The organism is Leisingera sp. (genome assembly GCF_034669605.1).
In the GTDB taxonomy this organism is placed as follows: Bacteria; Pseudomonadota; Alphaproteobacteria; order Rhodobacterales; family Rhodobacteraceae; genus Leisingera.
Genome location: NZ_JAXMOX010000079.1, coordinates 1 through 19,100, shown reverse-complemented (window position 1 = coordinate 19,100; position 19,100 = coordinate 1). Strand labels below are relative to the sequence as shown.

The following is a 19,100-nucleotide window of genomic DNA, read 5'->3' as shown; positions in this document are numbered from 1 at the left end:
GATAGGAGGCGTGCCTCGGGTCGGCTGCGTTGTCGAGGCTGAAGCGGTAGTTGCAGTCCCAGTGGGTCATGCAGGGGAAGACCTGCCATTCATCCGAGACGAATTCTTCCGGCGGGGTGAACTCTGGCGCTTCGGGCCGGTCGGCGGAGGGCAGGTAGATGAACACTGCGCCACCCGCCTCGGCGGTCTCGTACGAGGTCAGCGCCTTGCGGCCTTCCAGGGCGCATTCCGGCATCGCGGGCACCCGCACCACGGTGCCGGTGCCATCCACGGTTACACCGTGGTACCAGCAGGCGATGTGGTCGCCATGAACACGTCCCAGCGACAGTTTTGCCCCGCGGTGAGGACAGAAATCCTCGATGCAATGGACATGGCCTGCGCCATCGCGCCACATCACGAGGTTCTCGCCCGCGACCCGGCGCGCCAGCGGCTTGCCCGCTTTCAACTGCACCGAGGTGGCCACCGGCATCCAGAAGCCGCGCAGCCCCTGAGAGACGTATTCCTCGACACGATTGCGATTGCTTTGACTGTTCTGCATGGCTTTTCCCCCTCAGGCGCCGATGCCGTGTTCGGCATGCGCTGCATCATGCGATGCGTTGATCTGTTTCAGTTCGGCTTCAAAGACCTCCAGGGTCCAGGCGCCGGCCTCGCCCGACGGACGGGTGATCTTGCGGCTGTTCAGCTCGTCGACGACTTTTTCAAAATCGTGACAGCCGGTTTCATAGATGCGCTCCAGATCTTGAGCGAACCGGGTTTCCGCATCGGTCAGCGGGCGGCCTTTGGACTGGGTGCGCAGGGCGGGATCTTGCAGCATGGCGGTCTCCTTTTAGGGTGGGTTTCGGAAAGGCGGGCCGGTCAGGCCGCCTCGCTCAGTTTTTCTGCGGCAATCGCCACGGCAGCCTCGGCCCAGGGAAAGGCCAGATCCTCGGCAAGATCGTCGCCGGAAGCGTCATGCACGATGCGTTCGCCCAATTGCGTGGCCCCATATGAGGCCAAGAGTTCCGCGAGCTTGCCGCTGCCCTGATTGAAAGTTTCGTCATATTCGCTGTCGCCCAGCCCGAAGATGGCGAAATGCACACCGCTTAGATCAGGCGCCGCCGCCGCCATCGCCTCGGCAAAGGGCTGTGCCGAAGCCGGCAGCTCTCCGTCGCCATAGGTCGAGCAGACCAGCAGATAGAAGGCATCCCGGTCGAAATCGCCGGGGGCAAAATCTTCGAGATTCTGGCAATCCACCTCGTGACCGCCCTCCAGTTCCGACTGGATGTCTTCGGCCAGCATTTCGGCGTTGCCGGTTTCGGTTCCGTACAGCAGGGTAATATTCATCAGCGCAACTCCTCGCTTGCCTTGGAAAGTGCCAGCATGCGGGCACGGGTTGAGATCTTGACGCGGCAGCGCCCCTCGGGCGCGGCGGCGGTTTCGGCGGTGTCGATCCGCTGCCAGCCTTCGTAGCTGACCAGATCCGGCAGCCCCTCCAGGATGGCGCGGCCGGATTTGCCGCTGCCCTCTGCCGGGATTTCGGCCAGAATACGTTTTGCCAGCGCCTGGGCATCGGCGCGGTTTTCCGGGATCGTGCCGCGCGGGCCGCGGCGGAACCAGCCGGTGGCATAGAGACCATCACCCAGCTTGCCGCCTTCGGCGTCCGCGGCCCCCGCAACCAGCGCGTCCCGCTCCAGCGCGCCTTCGGCCCGGAACCCGATGGCGGTCAGGAATGCGGTGCAGAAAATGCGCTCTTCGCCGCCATCCGCGGTGCGGAACACGGCGGTTTCGACACGGTCACGACCTTCCAGCGCCACCGGCGTCAGGCCAAAACGGAAGGTGACCTGGCGGCGGCCGGTGCCGTGGCCGTCGATCACGGCCAAGGCGGCGAGTTTCTTGGCGGCTTCGGGATCATCGCTGTCTTCGGCACCTTCCACGCGGATGGTGACACCGGCCAGCTTGCCCAATTCCTTGACCATGACGGGATCGAACTTGGCCTGCCCCGCCTGCGAGCGGCCGATGATCTGCAGGCTCTCAATACCGCTGTCGGCGAGCCATGCGCTGACACCCGGCCCGGCGTCGGAGCCTTCCAGCTCTTCCGGCGTCTTGGCCAGCAGCCGCAGCAGGTCAATGGCAACATTGCCATTGCCCATGATCACCGGATGCTTGCCCAGCCGCGGCAGATCCGCTGCCTCGGGATGCTCGTTGATCGCCTGGGTCAGCTGGCCCGAGGCATGGACACCGGCCAGATCCTCGCCGGGGATGCCCAGGCTGCGGTCGCCCGGCAGACCGGCCGCCAGCACCACCGCATCATAGGCGGCGCGCAGATCGTCCAGCGAGATCTGTTCGTTCACAGCCAGATTTCCGATGAACCGCGCACCCTGGCGTTCGAACAGCCGGGCAAACTGGCGGATCACCCCCTTGGTGCCCTGATGGTCGGGGGCCACGCCGTAGCGCACCAGCCCGTAGGGCACCGGCAGCTTGTCGATCACATCGACCTGCAGATCCGGCTGCGCCTTCAGCAGCGCCTGGGCCAGGTAACAGCCCGACGGGCCTCCGCCCACGATGGCAATCTGTGCAGTCATGACGCCTCCAGCGCGGCACCGGCCCAGGGATGGGGGGCACCGCTCAGATCAACATAGATAGATTTCTGAGCCATGTAGGCGCGAATGCCCTCGCGGCCCTTTTCCCGGCCCATGCCGCTGTCCTTCTCGCCGCCAAAGGGCGTTGAGATCGAGAACTGCTTGTAGGTATTGACCCAGACGGTGCCGGTGGAAATCGCCTGACCGACCCGCCAGGCCTTGGGGAAATCCCGGGTCCAGAGACCCAGCGCGAGACCATAGTCATTGTCGTTCGACTGGGCGATCACATCCGCCTCATCCTCGAAGGGCAGCACGACCAGTACCGGGCCAAAGACCTCCTCGCGGCAGATCCGCGCGGTATTGGGCACCCCGGCAAGGATCGTCGGCAGGTAATAGGCGCCCTTGCCGTAGCCCTCTCCTGTTGGGGCACTGCCGCCGCACAGGACCTCGGCCCCTTCGCTGCGCGCCATTTCGACGTAACGGGCGACGCTGTCGCGGTGATCCGGATGCACCATCGGCGCCACCTGCGTGGTCTCCTCAAACGGATGACCGACCTTCAGCCGCTTCGTCGCCTCGGTCAGCCGGGCCACAAAGTCATCGTAGACCGGCTTTTCGACAAACAGCCGGGCGCCGGCGATGCAGCTTTGCCCGGTGGAGGAGAAGACGCCGAACATTACCCCGGCAACGGCCTGATCGATATCCGCATCGGCAAAGACGATGGTCGGGGATTTGCCGCCCAGTTCCAGCGAGACCGGCATCAGCTTTTCCGCCGCCTGTTTTGCCAGCATCCGCCCCGTCGAGGTGCCGCCGGTGAAGCTCACCTTGGCGATATCGGGATGTTCGACCAGCAAGTTGCCGATCTCGCGCCCGGCGCCGGGCAGCACCGAGAACAGCCCCTTGGGCAGCCCCGCCGCCTCGACGATGCGGGCCAGTTCGAGGCTCACCAGTGGCGACCAGGATGCAGGCTTCAGAAGCACCGCATTGCCCGCCGCCAGCGCCGGTGCCACTTTCTGCGCATCAGAGGCGATGGGCGAATTCCACGGCGTGATGGCCGCCACCAGACCCAGAGGTTCGTAGACCGACATCGTAAGCGCGGTGCCGCGCTGAGCGGTCAGGCTGTCATCGGTGGTTTCCAGCACCGCACCGAAATAGCGGAAGGTGGCAGCCGCCGAAGCCGCGAGCGCGCCGGTTTCACGCAGGGTCTTGCCGGTGTCCCGGCTCTGGATGAAAGCAATGCGATCTGCGTTGGCTTCGATGCCATCCGCGATGGCATAGAGATAGCGCGCCCGTTCATGGGGTTTCAGGCTGCGCCAAGCAGGGTCGGCCTGCGCTGCCTTGGCACGGGCAATCGCCCGCAGCCCGTCTTCGCACGACGCACCTTTCAGCACCCGGTTGACCGAGCCGTCGGCCGGGAAGATCGAGGTGATCTCTGCACCGGTGCCGGTTTCCCATTCGCCGCCGACAAACAGCTTGCCGTCCGGCAGGGGGATATCACTTGCATCTTTCATCGCAGAGCTCCTCAGATTGCAGACGGGCCGATCCGGTTGCGGATTTCCCGCAAGACGGAATAGACGGTGGAGACAGAGGTCTTGGCGTTGCCCGCCGACGGCAGATTCTCGATCCGCATGGAATAGCGCGCGAGCGGCGAGCTGACCTCGTATTCATGCATATTGCCGGACGCGGCAGGGTCAGCGACCAGTTCGACCCGGGTGGCTTCGAACCCGGCCCCCGCGAGGGCCAGCGTTGCCGCGACATTGGCATTCTTGGGATAGGCTGTCGCCGCTTCACGGGCGTTGCCGGTGAAGAAGATCGCCCGTTCACCAAGGTGATCAAGATCAAGCGATTCTTCCGCCGGGGTGCCGGTCCAGGCCTTTGGCGGCTTGATGCCGCGATAAGTCACTTCCAGCCCCCCAGCCGCGCCAAGCGCCGACAGCAGGTCGATGCCGCCGACGGCCCCGGCCGGCAGGATCAGCCGGGCATCGCCTTCCCGCGCGGCGGCGCGAAGATCCGCGTGCAGCCGGTCATCCGCCAGCGCGCCGATAGACACCAGGATGGTGTCCACCCCGGACCGCAGCACCTCGGGCAGATGGGCTTTGACCACCGCATGGCCGGCACATTCGATCAGCAGGTCCGGCCGCGCCTCCAGTAGCGCGGGAACGGATGTGACCACCTGCCGGTCCGCGGCCAGCCCGGCGAAGTCGTGCTCAAGCCGCGCTTCGGTATCTTCGGCAAACTCCGGCAGAACCATGACGGTGAGGCTGTCCAGCGGCGCATCCAGCGTGTCGTTCAGCAGCGACAGCAGCGTGGTGGCGATATTGCCGAATCCGATCAGTGCGAGATCCATCAAGTTACTCCTTGTTCCCTGCGGCACCTGCAGGGGGACCGGAAAAGGCTTCGGCGAAGGGGCCGATGGCGCACATGTCGACCTCAATCACCTGCGGACCGCGAGCGGCCAGAGCAGCTTCAAGAGCGGTCCCGAAATCTTCGACGTCGGTGACCTTCCGGTGCGGCATGGCGATCGAGGCGCAAAAGGCTTCGAAATCCGGCACCGCGACCTGGGAGTAGTGACGGCGGCTGTCGTATTGAGCGTCCTGAATGTTCTGGATCACCCCGTAAGCCTGATCATTCATCAGCACGTAGACCAGCGGCGCGCGCTCATCGACGGCGGTGATCATTTCGGCCAGCCCCAGCATAGTGCCGCCATCGCCCAGAATGGTGATTGCTTTCGGTCCGTCAGAGGCAAGCGCCGCGCCGATCCCCATCGACACGCCCTGCCCGATGCCTCCCCCCAGCGCATGCACACCGAGTTTGGGGTCGGAAATCCGCACATAACGGTTGCCGAAGGTGGAGTTCGAGATGGTGACATCGCGCACCCAGGCGTGGCCACCGGTGCTGACCTTTTCCGCCAGCACATCGGCCACCACGCTGTAGGGGCCGAGGATGTCGCGCATCCGGCCTTCGGATTGGGCGCGGGTGCGGGCGATATCGAAGGGCAGCTCCGGATCCGTGTCCAGTTTTTCCGGCAGCAGCTCCAGAAGCCGCGCCAGGGTATCGGCGGCATCGCCATGGGCGAAGACCTCAACCGGGTAGTTGCGCCCGCCCTGGCTGGCTTCGGCGTCGATCTGGATCAGCGGACGCGGCAGCGGCAGCTTGTTGTTGCGGGTCTCATTACCGCGCAGGCGGGAGCCGGCAACGATCATCAGATCGCAGCTATCATAAAGCGCCGCCGCCTCGGGCGTCATGTTGAAGGCCCCGAGCGAGCCGCTCTCCTCTTCCGAAACCACAGCGCGGCCATTGGTGGAGGTCACAATACCAAAGCCCCGGCGCATCAGTTCGGTCGCCTCTTTCCCGGCGCCGCGGGCGCCGCCGCCCAGCCAGATCATCGGCCGTTTGGCGGCTTTGACGCGCTCGGCGATCTCCTCAATGACGCTGTCAGGGGCGCGCGGCTTCTGCACTTCCGGCGCATGCACACGGGTGGCCGGATGCGCGGGCGAGCGCTGAACGTCAACAGGGATCTCAAGGCTCACCGGGCCGGAGGGGGCGGACATCGCCGACGACACCGCCGCAGTCAGCGTGCCAATGGCGCCGCCGGCATCCCACATGCGGTAGACCGCCTTGGAAACCCCGCGCAGCATCTCTGGCTGGCGCGGCACGTCGTGGATGGCGGCACGGTCGCGGTCGGCGAATTCACGGTCCACCTGGGTGGTGATATGCAGTACCGGCGAGCCTGCGGTCAGCGCCTCTGCCTGCGCCCCGGCAGCGTTGCCTGCGGCAGTTCCGGTGGAGGTCATGCAGACCCCCAGGTGCCCGGTCACCCGGGCATAGGCATCGGCCATGTTCATGGCGCCGGCCTCGCCGCGGGCAGGCACAAAGCGGATCCGGTCCTGGCGCGCCACGGCGTCGAGGATCGGCATGTTGTGGATCGAGATCACGCCAAAGATGGTGGTCACCCCGATGTCGGCCAGGTAGCGGGCGATAAAGTCCCCGACGGTTCCCGCGTCTGCAATAGGTTCCATTTTCATCTCTTCTTCCTCAGATTGATCGTGACAGGCCGCCGGAGACTTCCAGCTGCGCACCCGTGATGTAGCTGGCCGCATTCGAGCCCAGGAAGGTGATCGCCGCGGCGGCCTCTTCCGGGTCGCCCAGGCGGCCCAGCGGTATGCCCTTCTTACGGGCCAGGTTGCCGTACCATTCCTCGCGGCTCTGGTTTTGATCCTCGCGTTCGGGAAAACGGCGGGTCCATTGGCCGGAGCCGACCATGCCCAGCAGGATCGAGTTGACCCGCACCTCCGGCGCCAATTCCACCGAGAGCGATTTCAGCAGGTTCTGCACACCGGCCCGGGCCGAGGAGGTGCAGACCATATGCGGCTCGGGCTGCAAGGCGAGCAGCGAATTGACCGCCACCACGGCGCCTTCGGCTTCTTTCAGCATCGGCAGGAAGGCCCTGAGGGGGTGGATCTGGCTGAACAGCTTCAGCTCATATTCCGCACGCCAGTCGTCGTCCGTTGTATCGGCAAAGGTCGAGACCCGCCCCTGGCCCGCATTGTTGACCAGCAGATCGCAGCGGCCGAAGGTCTGCTTCACCTCGGCGGCAAAGGCATTCATCGCTTCTGGATCGAGTACCGACAGCGCACGCGCCAGCACCCGGCCGTCGCCATAATCCCGCTTCAGCACCGACGCGACATCCATCAACCGGCCTTCGGTGCGGGCGCAGAGGGCAACATTTGCGCCTTCCTCCAGGAGCTTGCGCACGGTGGCCAGGCCAATCCCGGAAGAACCGCCGGTCACCACCGCAGTGCGGTTTGCGTATTTCAGATCCATCAGTTCGTTCCCCCGTGTTTGCGGAACTCCGGGAAGCCCGGATCCGGGCGGCCCTGCATCACCGCGCGCTGCGCCGGCGTCGGCGGGCCGGCGGTCATCCACTGGTCCATCTTCTCCGGATCGTCGCGCGGCCAGACCTGGGCTTCGTGGGTGGACTCGTCGATCTGCTGCAGCTCTGAAGTGAATTCGATCACAAAGCCCGAGGGCGAGACGAAATAGGCAAAGGGGTTGTTGCCCGGCCCGTGGCGGCCCGGGCCCCAGGTTGGCAGATGGCCCTTCTGCTTCATCCGGCCAATGCCGCGCATGAATTCGTCGATCGAAGGCATCTCGAAGGCGACGTGGTTTACCGAAGCGTAGTTGCCGCGCACCAGCGCAATCGAATGATGGTCCGAATTGCAGCGCAGGAACACCATCTGGTCGGCGGAGTAATCCGATACCCGGAAGCCCAGAACCTCCTGATACCAGGCCTCGCGGGATTCGAGGTCGGGGGTGTTCAGCACCACATGGCTGACCTTGCGGGGCTTGGCCCATTCCGGCGCCTCGTCAAGTTCCAGCGCATCGCAGCGGAACCGCAGGCGGCGGTTGTCGGGGTCGAGAACCTCGAAGCCGTAGCCGCCCGCATAGTCGCTGAATTCACCCAAGGGGCGCACGACATCGGCGCCCTTGGCGGTAACCTGATCGTGCAGCGCCTGCATCGAGGCGCGGTCCGGCATGGAAAAATGCACATATTCGATGCCAAAGACCGGCCCCTCTTTCAGACCATAAAGAAAGGCCTCATTGCCGGTGCCGCGCAGATAGGCGGCGCCATCTTCCTTATGCGCAAGGTTCAGGCCCCACATGTCTTCGTAGAAGGGCAGCGTGGCCGTCAGGCCCGGGCCGCGCATAACGATGCCGCGCAAACTGCCGACTCGTACTATTTCCGTCATTTCACAACCTCCTTGTTCCCGCTCGCGCGGCCGGGTTCAGCAAGGGCCACCAAAGCAGCGGCAAAGCCCGCGGGGTCCTGCTGGTAAAGCGCATGCCCCGCATCGGGCAGCACGGTGTAGGTTCCACGCCAATCCGGCCGCAGCGCGGCATGGACGCGTCTTGCCCCTTCGGGCGGTGTCACGGCGTCACAGGCGCCAACGATGACATCCACTGGAACGGCGATCCGCCGGGCATCATCCAGCAACCGGCCGGAGGCGAGCATCCGCGCCGCCTGGCCGTAGCCGGGCATGCGGACTTGCGCCATATTGCGCTGCACCGCCGCAACCAGTTCCGGGCTGGCTTCGGGCTGATGCACCAGCCGGGCCGCCCGGGCAGCGGCAAAGGCTTCCGGCCCCAGAGCCTCCAGATCGCTGATCCGGGTCCGGGCCGCCGGGCTGGGCGGGCCGCCGCGGGCCATGCCATGCCCCAGCGCGGGCGAGGCCAGCAGCAGCCGGGACACCCGGTCCCGGAAGCTCGCCGCAAAGGCACCCGCGGTGAGCGCGCCCAGCGAATGGCCCGCCAGCATCACCTGATCAAGACCGAGGCGGTCCATGAAATCCAGCAGCGCCTGGGCGTAGTCGAAGGCCACCGGCCAGTCGCCCTGAAGCGGCACTGACTGTCCGTAGCCCGGCGCATTCCAGGCAATCACCCGCCAGTCCTGCGGCAGATGCGGGATCAGCGGTGCAAAAGAATGGGCGTTCGACCCGATCCCGTGCAGCAGCAGCAGGCAGGGCCCGGTGCCCGCACGTTCGGCATATTCGATGCCGCCGGACTGATATGTTGCGATCCGGTCCATCACGCGAACACAAAACCGTTGTTCACCGGCAGCACCTGCCCGGTGAGGGTCAGCGCCCCGCTGCTCAGCAGGAACGCCACCACACTTGTCACCTGCTCCGGCGCTTGCCGGCCGGGTACGGCGCTGCGGCCGGCATAAAGGTCATGCCGCTCCACCGGGACATATTCCGTCGACTCGGTGGTCAGGATACCGGGCGCCACGGCGGTCACGCCGATGTGACAGGGTCCCAGTTCCCGTGCCAGCGAGCGGGTCATCGAGATCACCGCGCCCTTGGAGGCGACGTAGGACATCAGATTCGGCGCGCCCCAAATCGCCGTGTCGGAGGCGAGGTTCACGATCCGTCCGGAGCCGGAGGTTTTGAGCAGTGGCGTCATCGCTCTGATCATCAGCCAGGTCCCGCGCACATTGACGCGCTGCACCAGATCCCAGCTATCAATGGCGATCTCGTCAAAGGGGATGCCGCCGATGCCGGTGGCAATCGCGCCGTTGTTGACCAGCCCGTGCAGGACGCCGCCGGTCAGCTCCGCCGCAGCTTTGCCCATGGCTTCGATTGATGCCGGCTCTGCGAGATCGACCGGCAGGAACTCCGCACCGAGGGTCTCTGCGGTCGCCCGGCCTTCCTCTTCGAGGATATCGGCGAGGATCAGCCGGGCACCCTGTTCCGCCAAAGTTTTGGCAATCTCGGCGCCAAGACCGCGTGCGGCGCCGGTCACGATGATGTTGCGTCCGTCCAGCATCAGCTTTCCGCCTTCGGAAGATAATGCAGCACGCGGTCTTCAATCCGTACCAGTACGGTGTAGAGCAGGAAGCCGATCACCGTCAGCAGCACGATGGCGATGAAAACCATCGCGGCATTGGCCTGGCCGCCGCCATAGGAGATCAGAAAGCCGAGCCCGGTATTGCCGCCGACCAATTCGCCGACGGTGACGCCGATCACCGCAAGGGTCGAAGCAATACGCAGCCCGGCCATCAGGTTCGGCAGGGTTGAAGGCATCTCGACTTTCAGGAAGATTCCAAAGCGCGAAAGGCTATAGGCGCGGGCCAGGTTCACCAGATCGCGGTCGACGGTGCGCATCGCCTGCAGCACGTTGACCAGCACCGGGAAGAACACGATCAGCACCGTCACCAGCAGCTTGGGGATGGAGTTGTAGCCGAACCACATGATGAACAGCGGCGCGAAGGCGACCTTGGGCGCGATCTGCAGCGCCAGGATGTAGGGCGACAGCACTTTTTCCCAGAAGGCCGACATGCCAAGAAGATAGCCCATCACCGCACCCAGCGCGCTGCCCACGGCAAAACCAAGAACGGTGTAGAGTGCGGTCGACAGCGTATGGTTCAGCAGCCCTTCCTGTGCCCACATGCGTTTGGCTTCAACCAGGCAGTCGGACAGGGTCGGAATAATGAATTTCGGAACATCCAGCGCCGGCGGCAGGAACTCCCATGCCAGCAGCACCAGGGTCAGGATGCCCAAGCTGGTGATTGTGACTGGGTTCAGGGCGCGCATCGGCGAGATCCTCGGTTCGGCGGGGCATGCGGGGGGGGTGCCCCCCTCGCGGGTTTGCGTTGTATCGGTCATTTCACAAAGTCATTGGTGTAGAGGTCTTCGACCGGCACCGAAGAGCGCACGAGGCCGTTATCGACATAGAAGGATTGGACCTTTTCGATCCGAACAGGGTCAAAGGTGCCAAGCGGCTGATCCGGTGCTTCCGGGTAGACCAGCTCGGCATAAGAGCGCAGGATGCCTTCGATCATCGCTTCCTTGCCCGTATGCTGCGGCACTGCGGCGGTGAATTCGGCGGCAGCGGCTTTCGGGTCGGTTTGGATATCCTTTACCGCCCGCAGCACCGCATTGATAAAGCCTTGCACCATCTCGGGCCGCTCTGCGATCACTGTATCCGAGGCGATAATGGCCTGCGCCATCGCCGGGAACACAGAGTCCACCGGCATCTGGCCCATCTCGACGCCGGCGCCTTCGATGGCCGCGATCCATTCCGGCACGCCGGACATGGCATCAAGCTTGCCTGCGATCGACAGCTGGATAATGCCGCCCGGGCCGACCGCCTGGATGTCGGCATCCGCCTTGGTCAGGCCGGCTGACGCCAGCACGCCAAGGAGGTTGTAATAGGTGGTGTCCTGAAAGGAGAGCACGCCGATCGACTTGCCCTTCAAGTCCGCAGCGCCGGCAATGCCGCTTTCGCTGCGCCAGGCGATCTGGGTCAGCCCGCGGCCGCCCAGCAGCGCGACGCCGCGCACGTCAAGCCCGTTGGCGCGCACCACAATCGGAGTGTCGCCAATGCCGCCGCCGAGGTCAGCGTTGCCGACCGCAACCTGGGTCGCCACATCAGCACCGCCCTTGCCGACGCGGAAGGTAACGTCAAGACCGGCGTCCTCGAAATAGCCCTTGGCCTTGGCCAGCTGGAACGGCGCAAAGGCGGGCAGGAAATCTGGTGCCGGAAACAGGTAGGTCACCTGTTCACCGGCATGGGCAACTCCCCCGGTCACGGCAATCACGGCTGCGGCAAGAACGTTTGCAAGTTTGCGTTTCATGTCTTTCCCCTGTGGTTCTGCCGCTTCAAGCGGCCTGGTTTTCGAGTTTCAGATGCTTGAAGATCTGCGCGGCATAATCCGCGACCTCGGGCAACACCCGGCGTTTGAGCGGCGACTCGCGGTGCGGCAGGTCGACTTTGAGTTCGGCAACGATGGTCCCCGGGCGCTCTGAGAGCACCAGAATGCGGTCCGACATCAGCACCGCCTCCGCCAAGTCGTGGGTTATCAGCAGCGTGGTCTTGGCGGTTTCCTTGATGGTGGCGGCAAAATTGTCCTGGATGATCAGCTTGGTCTGCGCGTCCAGCGCCGAGAACGGTTCGTCCAGCAGGATGATTTCCGGATCAATGGCCAATGTGCGCGCAAGCGCCGCCCGCTGCCGCATGCCGCCGGAGAGCTGGTAAGGGTACTGTTCGCCAAAGCCTTCGAGCTGACAGTGTTTCAGCTCCTGCAGCGCCCGTTCACGCCGCGCGGCCTTGGCAACGCCGCGGGCCTCCAACCCGAATTCGATGTTGGACAGGATCGTCCGCCAGGGCAGCAGCAGGTCCTTCTGCAGCATGAAGCCCACTTCGGCGTTGGGGCCGGTCACTGGGCGGTTGCTGACCAGAACTTCACCGCTGGTCGGCTGATACAGGCCCGCGGTCATGCTGAGCAATGTTGACTTGCCGCAGCCCGAGGGGCCGACAACCGAGACGAATTCACCTTCTTCAACCCGGAAATTCAGGTCGCGGATTGCAGTCAGGGTGCCTGTCGGTGTGGCGAACTGCTTAGTGACGGATCGGAATTCAAGCGTCATGTCAGACCTCCAGGCCGCAGCCGGCCGTGTGGCGATGCCCGTGTTCAATGATGTTCATTTCCGTCTCCCATCGCTAGCATATTGTTCAATATAGAACAAACTGTTCATAATTCAGCCTGCCGAAACTCCTCCGATCTGTCAACATTTTTTGAATCTGGCTTAGCGGAGCTCCCGGGGAGCTCGTTAAAAGACAGCCCACTTGACAGGCCGCAACCCCCTCGCCAAAGTCACTATTTGAACACTATGTTATATTGTGAACAATCGGGAGTGCAGATAATGGCATTGAAAGTTGCAGTAGCCGGGGGCGGAGTTGGCGGCATGGCCGTGGCGATCGCCCTGCAGAATCAGGGGCACGCGGTCACCATTTTTGAGCAAGCGCGGGCCTACGGAAGAATCGGCGCCGACGTGAATCTCACCCCCAATGCGGTCCATGCGCTGGACCATCTGGGGCTGGGCGGCGCATTGCGGCGCACCGCGGCGCGGCCGGAATTCCGCATCTCCCGTATGTGGGACAGCGGTGACGTGACCTCAAAACTGCCGATGAGCGCCGCCGCTGAAAAGAAATACGGCGCCCCGCAGCTGACCATTCACCGTGCTGATCTGCTCGATGCCCTGCAGGCGGCGCTGAAACCGGACACGCTTCGCTTTGGCGCCCGCGTGAGCGGAGTGCGACAGGATGAAACCGGGGCAACGCTGCAGTTCGAAGACGGCAGCGACTTTAGCGCCGATCTGGTGATCGGTGCGGATGGGATACACTCAGCGGTGCGCCATGCGCTTTACGGTGCCGATGCGACAAAGTTCACCGGCCTTGTCTCCTATCGCGGCACCTTTGCGCGTGACGCCGCTCCGGATCTGCCGAACCTCGACAGCTTTACCAAATGGTGGGGCCCGGTGCCGGAGCTTCAGATCGTCACCTTCCCGCTCAATCAGGGCAGGGAGATCTTTGTCTTTGCCACCACCGGCCAGAAAGACTGGACAGAAGAAGGCTGGACCTTGCCGGGAGATATTGAAGAATTGCGCGCAATCTACAAGGATTTCCATCCGGAGGCCCGTGCCCTGCTCAGCGCCTGCACCGGGGTGACCCGCTCTGCCCTGCATGTGCGCGAGCCGATGGCGCGCTGGTCCGAAGGCCGCGTGGTGCTGCTGGGCGATGCCGCACACCCGATGGTCCCCTTTATGGCGCAGGGGGCCTGCATGGCATCGGAAGATGCGATCGTTCTGGCCCGTGCCGTCGAAGGGGTCGGCTTTGACGCATTGCCCGAAGCGCTCGAGCGCTATGCGCAAGCCCGCATTCCCCGCACCACCCGCGTTCAGAAAGGGTCGCTTGCCAACGACTGGCTCAAGAAAGGCGGCAATGCGGATTGGGTCTATGGCTATGACGCCTGGCGCGGGCTGGAGGCGCAGGCCGCCTGAGGCCCGCAGTGGCGGCAAAGAAGCTCCGGTTCCGGCCGGAGCTTTTTACATCTGCCTCTTCGCCTCCTGCCAGCCCAGCAAACCCGACAGCCGTGCTGCGGCTTCTGTGACCTGCGCTTCAATCCCGGAAAGCTGATCCGGGCCGGGCCGTTCCGAAAACGTCCGGGTCAGGTTGACCGCAGCGGCAACATCTCCGGTCATGTCACGCACCGGTGCCGCGATCGAGGCCATCCCGGCTTCAAACTCTCCGACCTGCACAATTGCCTTGGCCCCCAGATCCCCGTTCCACTGGGCAAGCAGGGCGGCCTGGCTGCGCGGGCTGCGCCCCGGCGCCCGGCTGAAATCCTCGTCCCGGTAAAGCGAGATGACCTCGCTCTCCCGTAGCCCCGCGAGCAGCACCCGCCCCATGGTGGTGGCCGATGCAGGCAGGCGGCTTCCCACATGGACGATACTGTCGAGGCCGCTGAGCGCCGGCACCCGCAGCATGTACAGGACCGCGCGCCCGTCCCGCACCCCGAGATGCGCCGACCAGCCGCTCTGGTCGCGCAGGGTCTCAAGAACGGGTAATGCGATCTCGACCAATTCGCGCGTCGCCAGATAGCCATACCCCAATCGCAGCACCGCCGGTCCGAGGGAGTAGCGCTGGCTGTTCCGGTCCTGCAGCAGGAATCCCAGGCTGGCAAGCGTATAGACCGGGCGAAAGGCCGCCGACCGGCTGATCCCCAGAATCCCGGCAATTTCCGACAGCGACAGTTCCGGCCGTTCCGGTGTGAAGGCCTGCAGGACATCCAAACCTCGAATCAAGCCGGACACCAGATAGCGGTCCTCGGACATGGTGAACCTCTCATTCGTTTTATATGTAAAACCATGTGTGCCATGCAAAACGCGATTTGGCTAGACTGCTGCCATCTTTCCCGGACCTGTGAGGACAATATGAACATGCAATCCACTCCCGCCTCTGCCCTGGCAAAAGAGCTGAAAGCGCATACCGGGCGCTTTACCGACAAGAAATTCGACTGGGATGCCTTTCCGTCCAATCGCGGTTTTCCCGAACTGGAACGCGCCCAGATGCGCTACATCGGATCTGGCGGCTCGCCCAAGGAGGGAGACACAACAACCCTGAAGCCGGATAATTTCACCGTCTCCCTTATCTATAAGGAGCCGGGAAAATACGCCGCCTGCCACAGCCACGAGATTGAGGAAAGCTTCCTCATCATCAATGGGGCGCTGGTTGTCGGCTGGGAAAAGGACGGTGAAGTCGTCGAAGTGAACCTCGGCCCTAAGGATATGATCCTGAACGCCCGCGAAATCGGCCATGGTTTCCGCGTCGACGGTGTGGAGCCGGTGCTGATGTCGATTTCCGTCGACGTCGGCAAGCCGCTGCCGCCAGTCTACCACTACCACCCGAAGGAACACGCCCCGGAACTCGCTCGCAGCTTTGGTGCGGAACCGGGCAAGACTCTGCCCTTTGACCCGGAAGGCGATCACCCGCTTCAGCAACTCATGTCGCAATACGTGGTGCGTCATGCCGATCTGCCCACAATCTGGGAAGACGCAGGCTTCACCCGCAAGGTCTATGTCGGCGAAGGCGGCATTGATTACGACACCTGCCGTAAGGAAATGTGGGGCGTTCCTGCCGGTGTTGCAGTGAAACCCTACACCCGCGCCGTCGAAGATGCTTTCCTTGTCCTTGAAGGGTCGCTGACCGTGGGCTGGGAACAGGACGGCGAACAGGTCGAAGTCGAACTGGGGCCGCGGGATCTGGTTAAAACCCCGGCTGGCCGCGCCCACTGGTTCCGCAACAACTCCGCCGCGCCCGCTGCCGTCTGGCACGTGATTGGCACCGCAGCAGATGATGGCGTCAGCTACGAAAAGGCCTGATCCTTCAAGATACCTCCCTGAAACTGGCCCTCCCGCACGGGGGGGCTTTTTTTGCGCCAGGCGCTGCGCTCACATCTGGTCTGAGGCCCAGCCGCGATAGCCAAGCGCCTCGGAAATCTCCTGCGCAACAGCCTTGAGCGCGGTTTCAATGCGCAGCAGATTGCCGCTGTCCAGGGCAAAGTCGCTGGCGTGACCCGTAACGTTCACCGCCCCGGCCGGCGAGCCGAGGTGATCATAGACGATCACTGCGGCCGAGCCGATCCCCGGCTCGAAATTCGCCTGGCTCCAGGCAATGCCCTGCATCCGGTCCTGATCCAGCTGTTGCTCCAGCTCCTGAAGGCTGGTCCGGGTCTTTTCGGTAAAGGAGTCGAGGGTTGCCCCTTTGTAGAGCTGCCGCAGCATCACCTGAGGCAGCTGTGACAGCAGCATCCGGCCGATGGTCGTGGCATGGGCCGGCAGCCGGGTCCCTTCACGCACGTTGCTGGCGAGGTGAGAGTTCGGCGTTTCACGAAGCAGATAAACAATCTCGCGGCCATCCAGCACGCCAAGATGCGAGGAGAGGTTCAGCTCCGCCACCAGCTTTCGCAGATAGGGGCGCGCCACCTGCACGATCGACCGTTCATTCAGCGCTTCGGAGGCCAGCGCGATCAGGCCGGTGCCCAGCCTGTAGCCATTGCCCTCACCCGCCGACTCGATCATGCCCTCTGCTTCAAGCGTTGCCAGCAGCCGGATCAAAGTTGTACGGTTTATCCCCAGCGCCTTGGACGTCTTGCTGATGTTGCGGCAGCGGTTTCCGGCAGCGATATGACGCAGCAGAGCAAAGGCCCGAATGACCGGCGGCACCGAATAATCCGGTCTCTTCTCCACGCTCACCTCTTCTGCCATGCGCCCTCCAAATTTGAACACTCCTATCGTATTTGAACAAATACCCTTAGTTTGACCCGGGGCAAAGGACAATTAGGGAGCGGCAATCCTGTGAACTGTAGGTTTCTGCTTCGTTGCACAAATTTCGAGAAGGATTCACTGTGTGCATCCAGCGGGATAGCTGGTGTGCACGCGCAGTTGGGCCCTTATGAAATTTGTGCAGCAAGAGCCACTCAAAGCCACATCCAGCGGCAATGAAAAATCTAATGTAAAGTGTGGGTGGCGGAGACGAAGTCTGTATTACGTATTAAAAACATGGACACACAAAGACAGAAGTGGACGAATAAAAATATTTATTACAAAGGCTTAAGCGGACTAACTTTACATTGAAGTCTTTAACGGGCTGCTGAAATAGTTCCGCCTCGACAGCGGTTTGAGAACATGATTCACCTTCGGCAGGGTAACGGCGGGGGTGATGATGCGTGGGACGGACGAGACGAGCGGGTCGCTGTTCAGCTACGTGGATCTGGAAGAGCTCATCCCGCCGAGACACCCGCTGCGCAAAATCAGACAAGTGGTCAATGACGCGCTCGCCAGTCTCGATGCTGAATTCGAGGCGCTCTACACCGATTTCGGCCGCCCTTCGATCCCGCCGGAGCGGCTGATCCGGGCGAGCTTGCTCCAGATCCTGTTTTCGATCCGATCCGAGCGGCAGCTCATGGAGCAGATGAACTAGAACCTGATGTTCCGCTGGTTTGTCGGCCTCGGGATCGATTATCAGGTATGGGTTCCGACCGTGTTCACGAAGAACCGCGACCGGCTGCTGACGACCGAGATGTCGCGCAAGGTGATGGCGGCGATCCTCGCCCACCGCGAGGTCGCGCCGCTGCTGTCGGACGAGCATTTCTCGGTGGATGGCACCTTAGTGAAGGCCTGGGCGTCGATGAAGAGTTTCCAGCCGAAGGCAGAGGCCAGTCCGCCTGACGATGATGGGCCGGGTGATCCGCCCGCCCCGGACACCACGCCCGAAACCGAGCCTTCCGATAGCCCCGCCGAGACCGATCCGATGCCCCGCAATTCCCACCGCCGCCGCAATGCCGAGGTCGACTTCAAGGGCGAGAAGCGCTCCAACGCCACCCACGTATCGACCACCGATCCGGACGCACGGCTCTACAAGAAATCCCCCGGCACCGGGGCCATGTTGTGCTTCATCGGGCATGCGCTGATGGAGAACCGCTCGGGCCTGGTCGTACAGGGCGACCTGACCCAGGCCGACGGTCCTGCCGAACCCAAGGGCGCCCTGGACATGATCCATCGCCATTCCCCTGGATCAACCCGGCAACTGACGCTGGGCGCCGACAAGGGCTATGACGCCTCCGGGTTCGTTTCCGACCTGCGCCAAGCCTGCGTCACGCCCCATGTCGCAGAAATCGAGATACTCCGCGATCGATGGCCGAACCACCCGGCATGAAGGCTACGCCCTGTCACAGAAGCACCGCAAGAGGATCGAGGAACCGTTTGGCTGGGCCAAGACAGTCGGAGGCATGGCCCAAACCCTGTATCGCGGTGTCGAGCGTGTCCGTTCGCGGTTCATCCTGACTATGGCGGCGAACAACCTTGCAAGACTGCCCCGGTTGCTGGCCGCGTGACGCGGGAGAATGGCACCTGGCGCGAACGTCGAGCGAGCCGAAAGGACATGGTGATCACACGAACTAGCCCTGATGGCAGGACAGCGTTCCGGCTCAGAGACTATTTCAGCGACCTGTTAGGGTATAGCTCGCTTCGAGCCCACAGCCGCCATCTGACGCCTGGCGGCCCCTCGCATGCGCAGCGGAGCACGAACGGCGCTTTGCGGCCATTCAATACACGTCCACGAACGATAGCGGTGCGGGACAAAGTTGCTGTTCGTTCGAAACACACAGCTTACAGCTTTGTCGTTCCAAGGTGCTTGCGGTACTCATAGGCAATGGTTTCTAGGTTACCTATAACTTCACCCAAAGATCGCAGCATGGTTCTGCGCAAAGCTTCGTCAGGTATGCTTCTAAGTAGCTCCTCCAAATCACTAATTGGCGGCGAGAAGGCCTCTCTTCCTTCCTCAACTTTCGCATACAATTGGTGTTCTTCCATCTTCGAACCTCGTCTGGAAGCCACTAGATCGGCAGCTATATGATCTAAATAACATGCAGTGGAGCCGCGCGAAATATGCCCGCTCGATCTTGCCGTCCGCTGCGGCGAGCCTGGGCGGGCGGAGAGAGCCGAGGCTGTGTGAAAACTCCAGATGCTGTATGCTTTTCGGCAAAGACCGGAGCGGCGAACGGCGGCTCCGTCCCGCAACCTGATGGAGTGGATGCCCCTCCCGACGGCATCGTGATGTGCCATGCTGGTGCTGTCTTGACAGACCAGAAACAGAGGAGGCGGCAATGGAAATGGTTGCAATCATCGGAGTAGACTTGGCAAAGCG

Annotated in this window: 19 protein-coding genes and 1 pseudogene; 3 read left to right on the top strand and 17 right to left on the bottom strand. The window is 63.2% G+C overall.

Annotated features, from left to right (window positions below):
• From VOI29_RS11690 to VOI29_RS11625, 14 genes are all read right to left on the bottom strand, one after another.
• A partial coding sequence (locus VOI29_RS11690; protein ID WP_323778921.1) for a Rieske 2Fe-2S domain-containing protein occupies nt 1-538 on the bottom strand: 538 nt, incomplete at its 3' end.
• A gap of 12 nt (nt 539-550) precedes the next feature.
• Entirely contained in the window at nt 551-814 is a 264-nt protein-coding gene (locus tag VOI29_RS11685; RefSeq protein ID WP_024091324.1) for a recombinase-like helix-turn-helix domain-containing protein, read from the bottom strand.
• A gap of 41 nt (nt 815-855) precedes the next feature.
• Nucleotides 856-1,323: a flavodoxin domain-containing protein gene (locus tag VOI29_RS11680; RefSeq protein WP_323778918.1), complete on the bottom strand. Its 468-nt coding sequence runs from the start codon at nt 1,321-1,323 to the stop codon at nt 856-858.
• Nucleotides 1,323-2,561 carry an FAD-dependent oxidoreductase gene (locus VOI29_RS11675; RefSeq protein ID WP_323778916.1) on the bottom strand — a complete coding sequence of 413 codons (1,239 nt, stop codon included), beginning with the start codon at nt 2,559-2,561 and terminating at the stop codon, nt 1,323-1,325. Before VOI29_RS11675 ends, VOI29_RS11680 begins: the two co-directional genes overlap by 1 nt.
• On the bottom strand, nt 2,558-4,066 hold the full coding sequence (locus tag VOI29_RS11670) for an aldehyde dehydrogenase (protein ID WP_323778914.1): 1,509 nt from the start codon (nt 4,064-4,066) through the stop codon (nt 2,558-2,560). Before VOI29_RS11670 ends, VOI29_RS11675 begins: the two co-directional genes overlap by 4 nt.
• An 11-nt stretch (nt 4,067-4,077) precedes the next feature.
• Nucleotides 4,078-4,902, bottom strand: coding sequence for an aspartate dehydrogenase (locus VOI29_RS11665; protein ID WP_323778912.1), 825 nt, complete (start codon nt 4,900-4,902; stop codon nt 4,078-4,080).
• Between the two features lie 4 nt (nt 4,903-4,906).
• On the bottom strand, nt 4,907-6,580 hold the full coding sequence (locus VOI29_RS11660) for a thiamine pyrophosphate-binding protein (protein ID WP_323778910.1): 1,674 nt from the start codon (nt 6,578-6,580) through the stop codon (nt 4,907-4,909).
• A 10-nt stretch (nt 6,581-6,590) separates the two neighbouring features.
• The gene (locus tag VOI29_RS11655; RefSeq protein ID WP_323778908.1) at nt 6,591-7,379 is read right to left on the bottom strand and encodes an SDR family oxidoreductase; all 789 of its coding nucleotides are present in this window, start codon (nt 7,377-7,379) and stop codon (nt 6,591-6,593) included.
• Nucleotides 7,379-8,305 carry a VOC family protein gene (locus VOI29_RS11650; protein WP_323778907.1) on the bottom strand — a complete coding sequence of 309 codons (927 nt, stop codon included), beginning with the start codon at nt 8,303-8,305 and terminating at the stop codon, nt 7,379-7,381. Before VOI29_RS11650 ends, VOI29_RS11655 begins: the two co-directional genes overlap by 1 nt.
• A complete protein-coding gene (locus VOI29_RS11645; protein ID WP_323778905.1) occupies nt 8,302-9,141 on the bottom strand; it encodes an alpha/beta hydrolase in 840 nt (279 codons plus the stop codon). The genes VOI29_RS11650 and VOI29_RS11645 overlap by 4 nt, the downstream gene beginning before the upstream one ends.
• The gene (locus VOI29_RS11640) at nt 9,141-9,878 is read right to left on the bottom strand and encodes an SDR family oxidoreductase (protein ID WP_323778903.1); all 738 of its coding nucleotides are present in this window, start codon (nt 9,876-9,878) and stop codon (nt 9,141-9,143) included. The genes VOI29_RS11645 and VOI29_RS11640 overlap by 1 nt, the downstream gene beginning before the upstream one ends.
• The gene (locus tag VOI29_RS11635) at nt 9,878-10,645 is read right to left on the bottom strand and encodes an ABC transporter permease (RefSeq protein ID WP_323778901.1); all 768 of its coding nucleotides are present in this window, start codon (nt 10,643-10,645) and stop codon (nt 9,878-9,880) included. Before VOI29_RS11635 ends, VOI29_RS11640 begins: the two co-directional genes overlap by 1 nt.
• A gap of 68 nt (nt 10,646-10,713) precedes the next feature.
• Complete coding sequence (locus VOI29_RS11630; protein ID WP_323778899.1) at nt 10,714-11,688, bottom strand: ABC transporter substrate-binding protein; 975 nt, start codon at nt 11,686-11,688, stop codon at nt 10,714-10,716.
• Nucleotides 11,689-11,713: 25 nt separating this feature from the next.
• Nucleotides 11,714-12,481, bottom strand: coding sequence for an ABC transporter ATP-binding protein (locus tag VOI29_RS11625; protein ID WP_323778898.1), 768 nt, complete (start codon nt 12,479-12,481; stop codon nt 11,714-11,716).
• A 276-nt stretch (nt 12,482-12,757) separates the two neighbouring features.
• On the opposite strand from VOI29_RS11625, the gene VOI29_RS11620 reads away from it, so the two are divergent.
• Nucleotides 12,758-13,894, top strand: a complete 1,137-nt coding sequence (locus VOI29_RS11620; RefSeq protein ID WP_323778896.1) for an FAD-dependent monooxygenase — start codon at nt 12,758-12,760, stop codon at nt 13,892-13,894.
• A 45-nt stretch (nt 13,895-13,939) separates the two neighbouring features.
• Here VOI29_RS11620 and VOI29_RS11615 read toward each other — a convergent pair whose 3' ends face one another.
• The gene (locus VOI29_RS11615) at nt 13,940-14,728 is read right to left on the bottom strand and encodes an IclR family transcriptional regulator (protein WP_323778894.1); all 789 of its coding nucleotides are present in this window, start codon (nt 14,726-14,728) and stop codon (nt 13,940-13,942) included.
• A gap of 105 nt (nt 14,729-14,833) precedes the next feature.
• On the opposite strand from VOI29_RS11615, the gene VOI29_RS11610 reads away from it, so the two are divergent.
• Entirely contained in the window at nt 14,834-15,775 is a 942-nt protein-coding gene (locus tag VOI29_RS11610) for a cupin domain-containing protein (protein WP_197538806.1), read from the top strand.
• 69 nt (nt 15,776-15,844) lie between these two features.
• On the opposite strand, the gene VOI29_RS11605 is transcribed toward VOI29_RS11610, so the two are convergent.
• Nucleotides 15,845-16,660: an IclR family transcriptional regulator gene (locus tag VOI29_RS11605; protein WP_323778893.1), complete on the bottom strand. Its 816-nt coding sequence runs from the start codon at nt 16,658-16,660 to the stop codon at nt 15,845-15,847.
• A 457-nt stretch (nt 16,661-17,117) separates the two neighbouring features.
• Here VOI29_RS11605 and VOI29_RS11600 point away from each other — a divergent pair.
• Nucleotides 17,118-18,288, top strand: a pseudogene (locus VOI29_RS11600) (IS5 family transposase).
• Between the two features lie 274 nt (nt 18,289-18,562).
• Here VOI29_RS11600 and VOI29_RS11595 read toward each other — a convergent pair.
• A complete protein-coding gene (locus tag VOI29_RS11595) occupies nt 18,563-18,766 on the bottom strand; it encodes a hypothetical protein (protein WP_323778891.1) in 204 nt (67 codons plus the stop codon).
• Nucleotides 18,767-19,100 lie beyond the last annotated feature (334 nt).

Coding starts and splice junctions, on each gene's coding strand:
- VOI29_RS11645 (WP_323778905.1), bottom strand. CDS start 9,141: ATGGACCGGATCGCAACATATCAGTCCGGCGGCATCGAATATGCCGAA.
- VOI29_RS11650 (WP_323778907.1), bottom strand. CDS start 8,305: ATGACGGAAATAGTACGAGTCGGCAGTTTGCGCGGCATCGTTATGCGC.
- VOI29_RS11685 (WP_024091324.1), bottom strand. CDS start 814: ATGCTGCAAGATCCCGCCCTGCGCACCCAGTCCAAAGGCCGCCCGCTG.
- VOI29_RS11675 (WP_323778916.1), bottom strand. CDS start 2,561: ATGACTGCACAGATTGCCATCGTGGGCGGAGGCCCGTCGGGCTGTTAC.
- VOI29_RS11665 (WP_323778912.1), bottom strand. CDS start 4,902: ATGGATCTCGCACTGATCGGATTCGGCAATATCGCCACCACGCTGCTG.
- VOI29_RS11615 (WP_323778894.1), bottom strand. CDS start 14,728: ATGTCCGAGGACCGCTATCTGGTGTCCGGCTTGATTCGAGGTTTGGAT.
- VOI29_RS11625 (WP_323778898.1), bottom strand. CDS start 12,481: ATGACGCTTGAATTCCGATCCGTCACTAAGCAGTTCGCCACACCGACA.
- VOI29_RS11670 (WP_323778914.1), bottom strand. CDS start 4,066: ATGAAAGATGCAAGTGATATCCCCCTGCCGGACGGCAAGCTGTTTGTC.
- VOI29_RS11595 (WP_323778891.1), bottom strand. CDS start 18,766: ATGGAAGAACACCAATTGTATGCGAAAGTTGAGGAAGGAAGAGAGGCC.
- VOI29_RS11620 (WP_323778896.1), top strand. CDS start 12,758: ATGGCATTGAAAGTTGCAGTAGCCGGGGGCGGAGTTGGCGGCATGGCC.
- VOI29_RS11660 (WP_323778910.1), bottom strand. CDS start 6,580: ATGAAAATGGAACCTATTGCAGACGCGGGAACCGTCGGGGACTTTATC.
- VOI29_RS11680 (WP_323778918.1), bottom strand. CDS start 1,323: ATGAATATTACCCTGCTGTACGGAACCGAAACCGGCAACGCCGAAATG.
- VOI29_RS11655 (WP_323778908.1), bottom strand. CDS start 7,379: ATGGATCTGAAATACGCAAACCGCACTGCGGTGGTGACCGGCGGTTCT.
- VOI29_RS11605 (WP_323778893.1), bottom strand. CDS start 16,660: ATGGCAGAAGAGGTGAGCGTGGAGAAGAGACCGGATTATTCGGTGCCG.
- VOI29_RS11630 (WP_323778899.1), bottom strand. CDS start 11,688: ATGAAACGCAAACTTGCAAACGTTCTTGCCGCAGCCGTGATTGCCGTG.
- VOI29_RS11610 (WP_197538806.1), top strand. CDS start 14,834: ATGCAATCCACTCCCGCCTCTGCCCTGGCAAAAGAGCTGAAAGCGCAT.
- VOI29_RS11640 (WP_323778903.1), bottom strand. CDS start 9,878: ATGCTGGACGGACGCAACATCATCGTGACCGGCGCCGCACGCGGTCTT.
- VOI29_RS11635 (WP_323778901.1), bottom strand. CDS start 10,645: ATGCGCGCCCTGAACCCAGTCACAATCACCAGCTTGGGCATCCTGACC.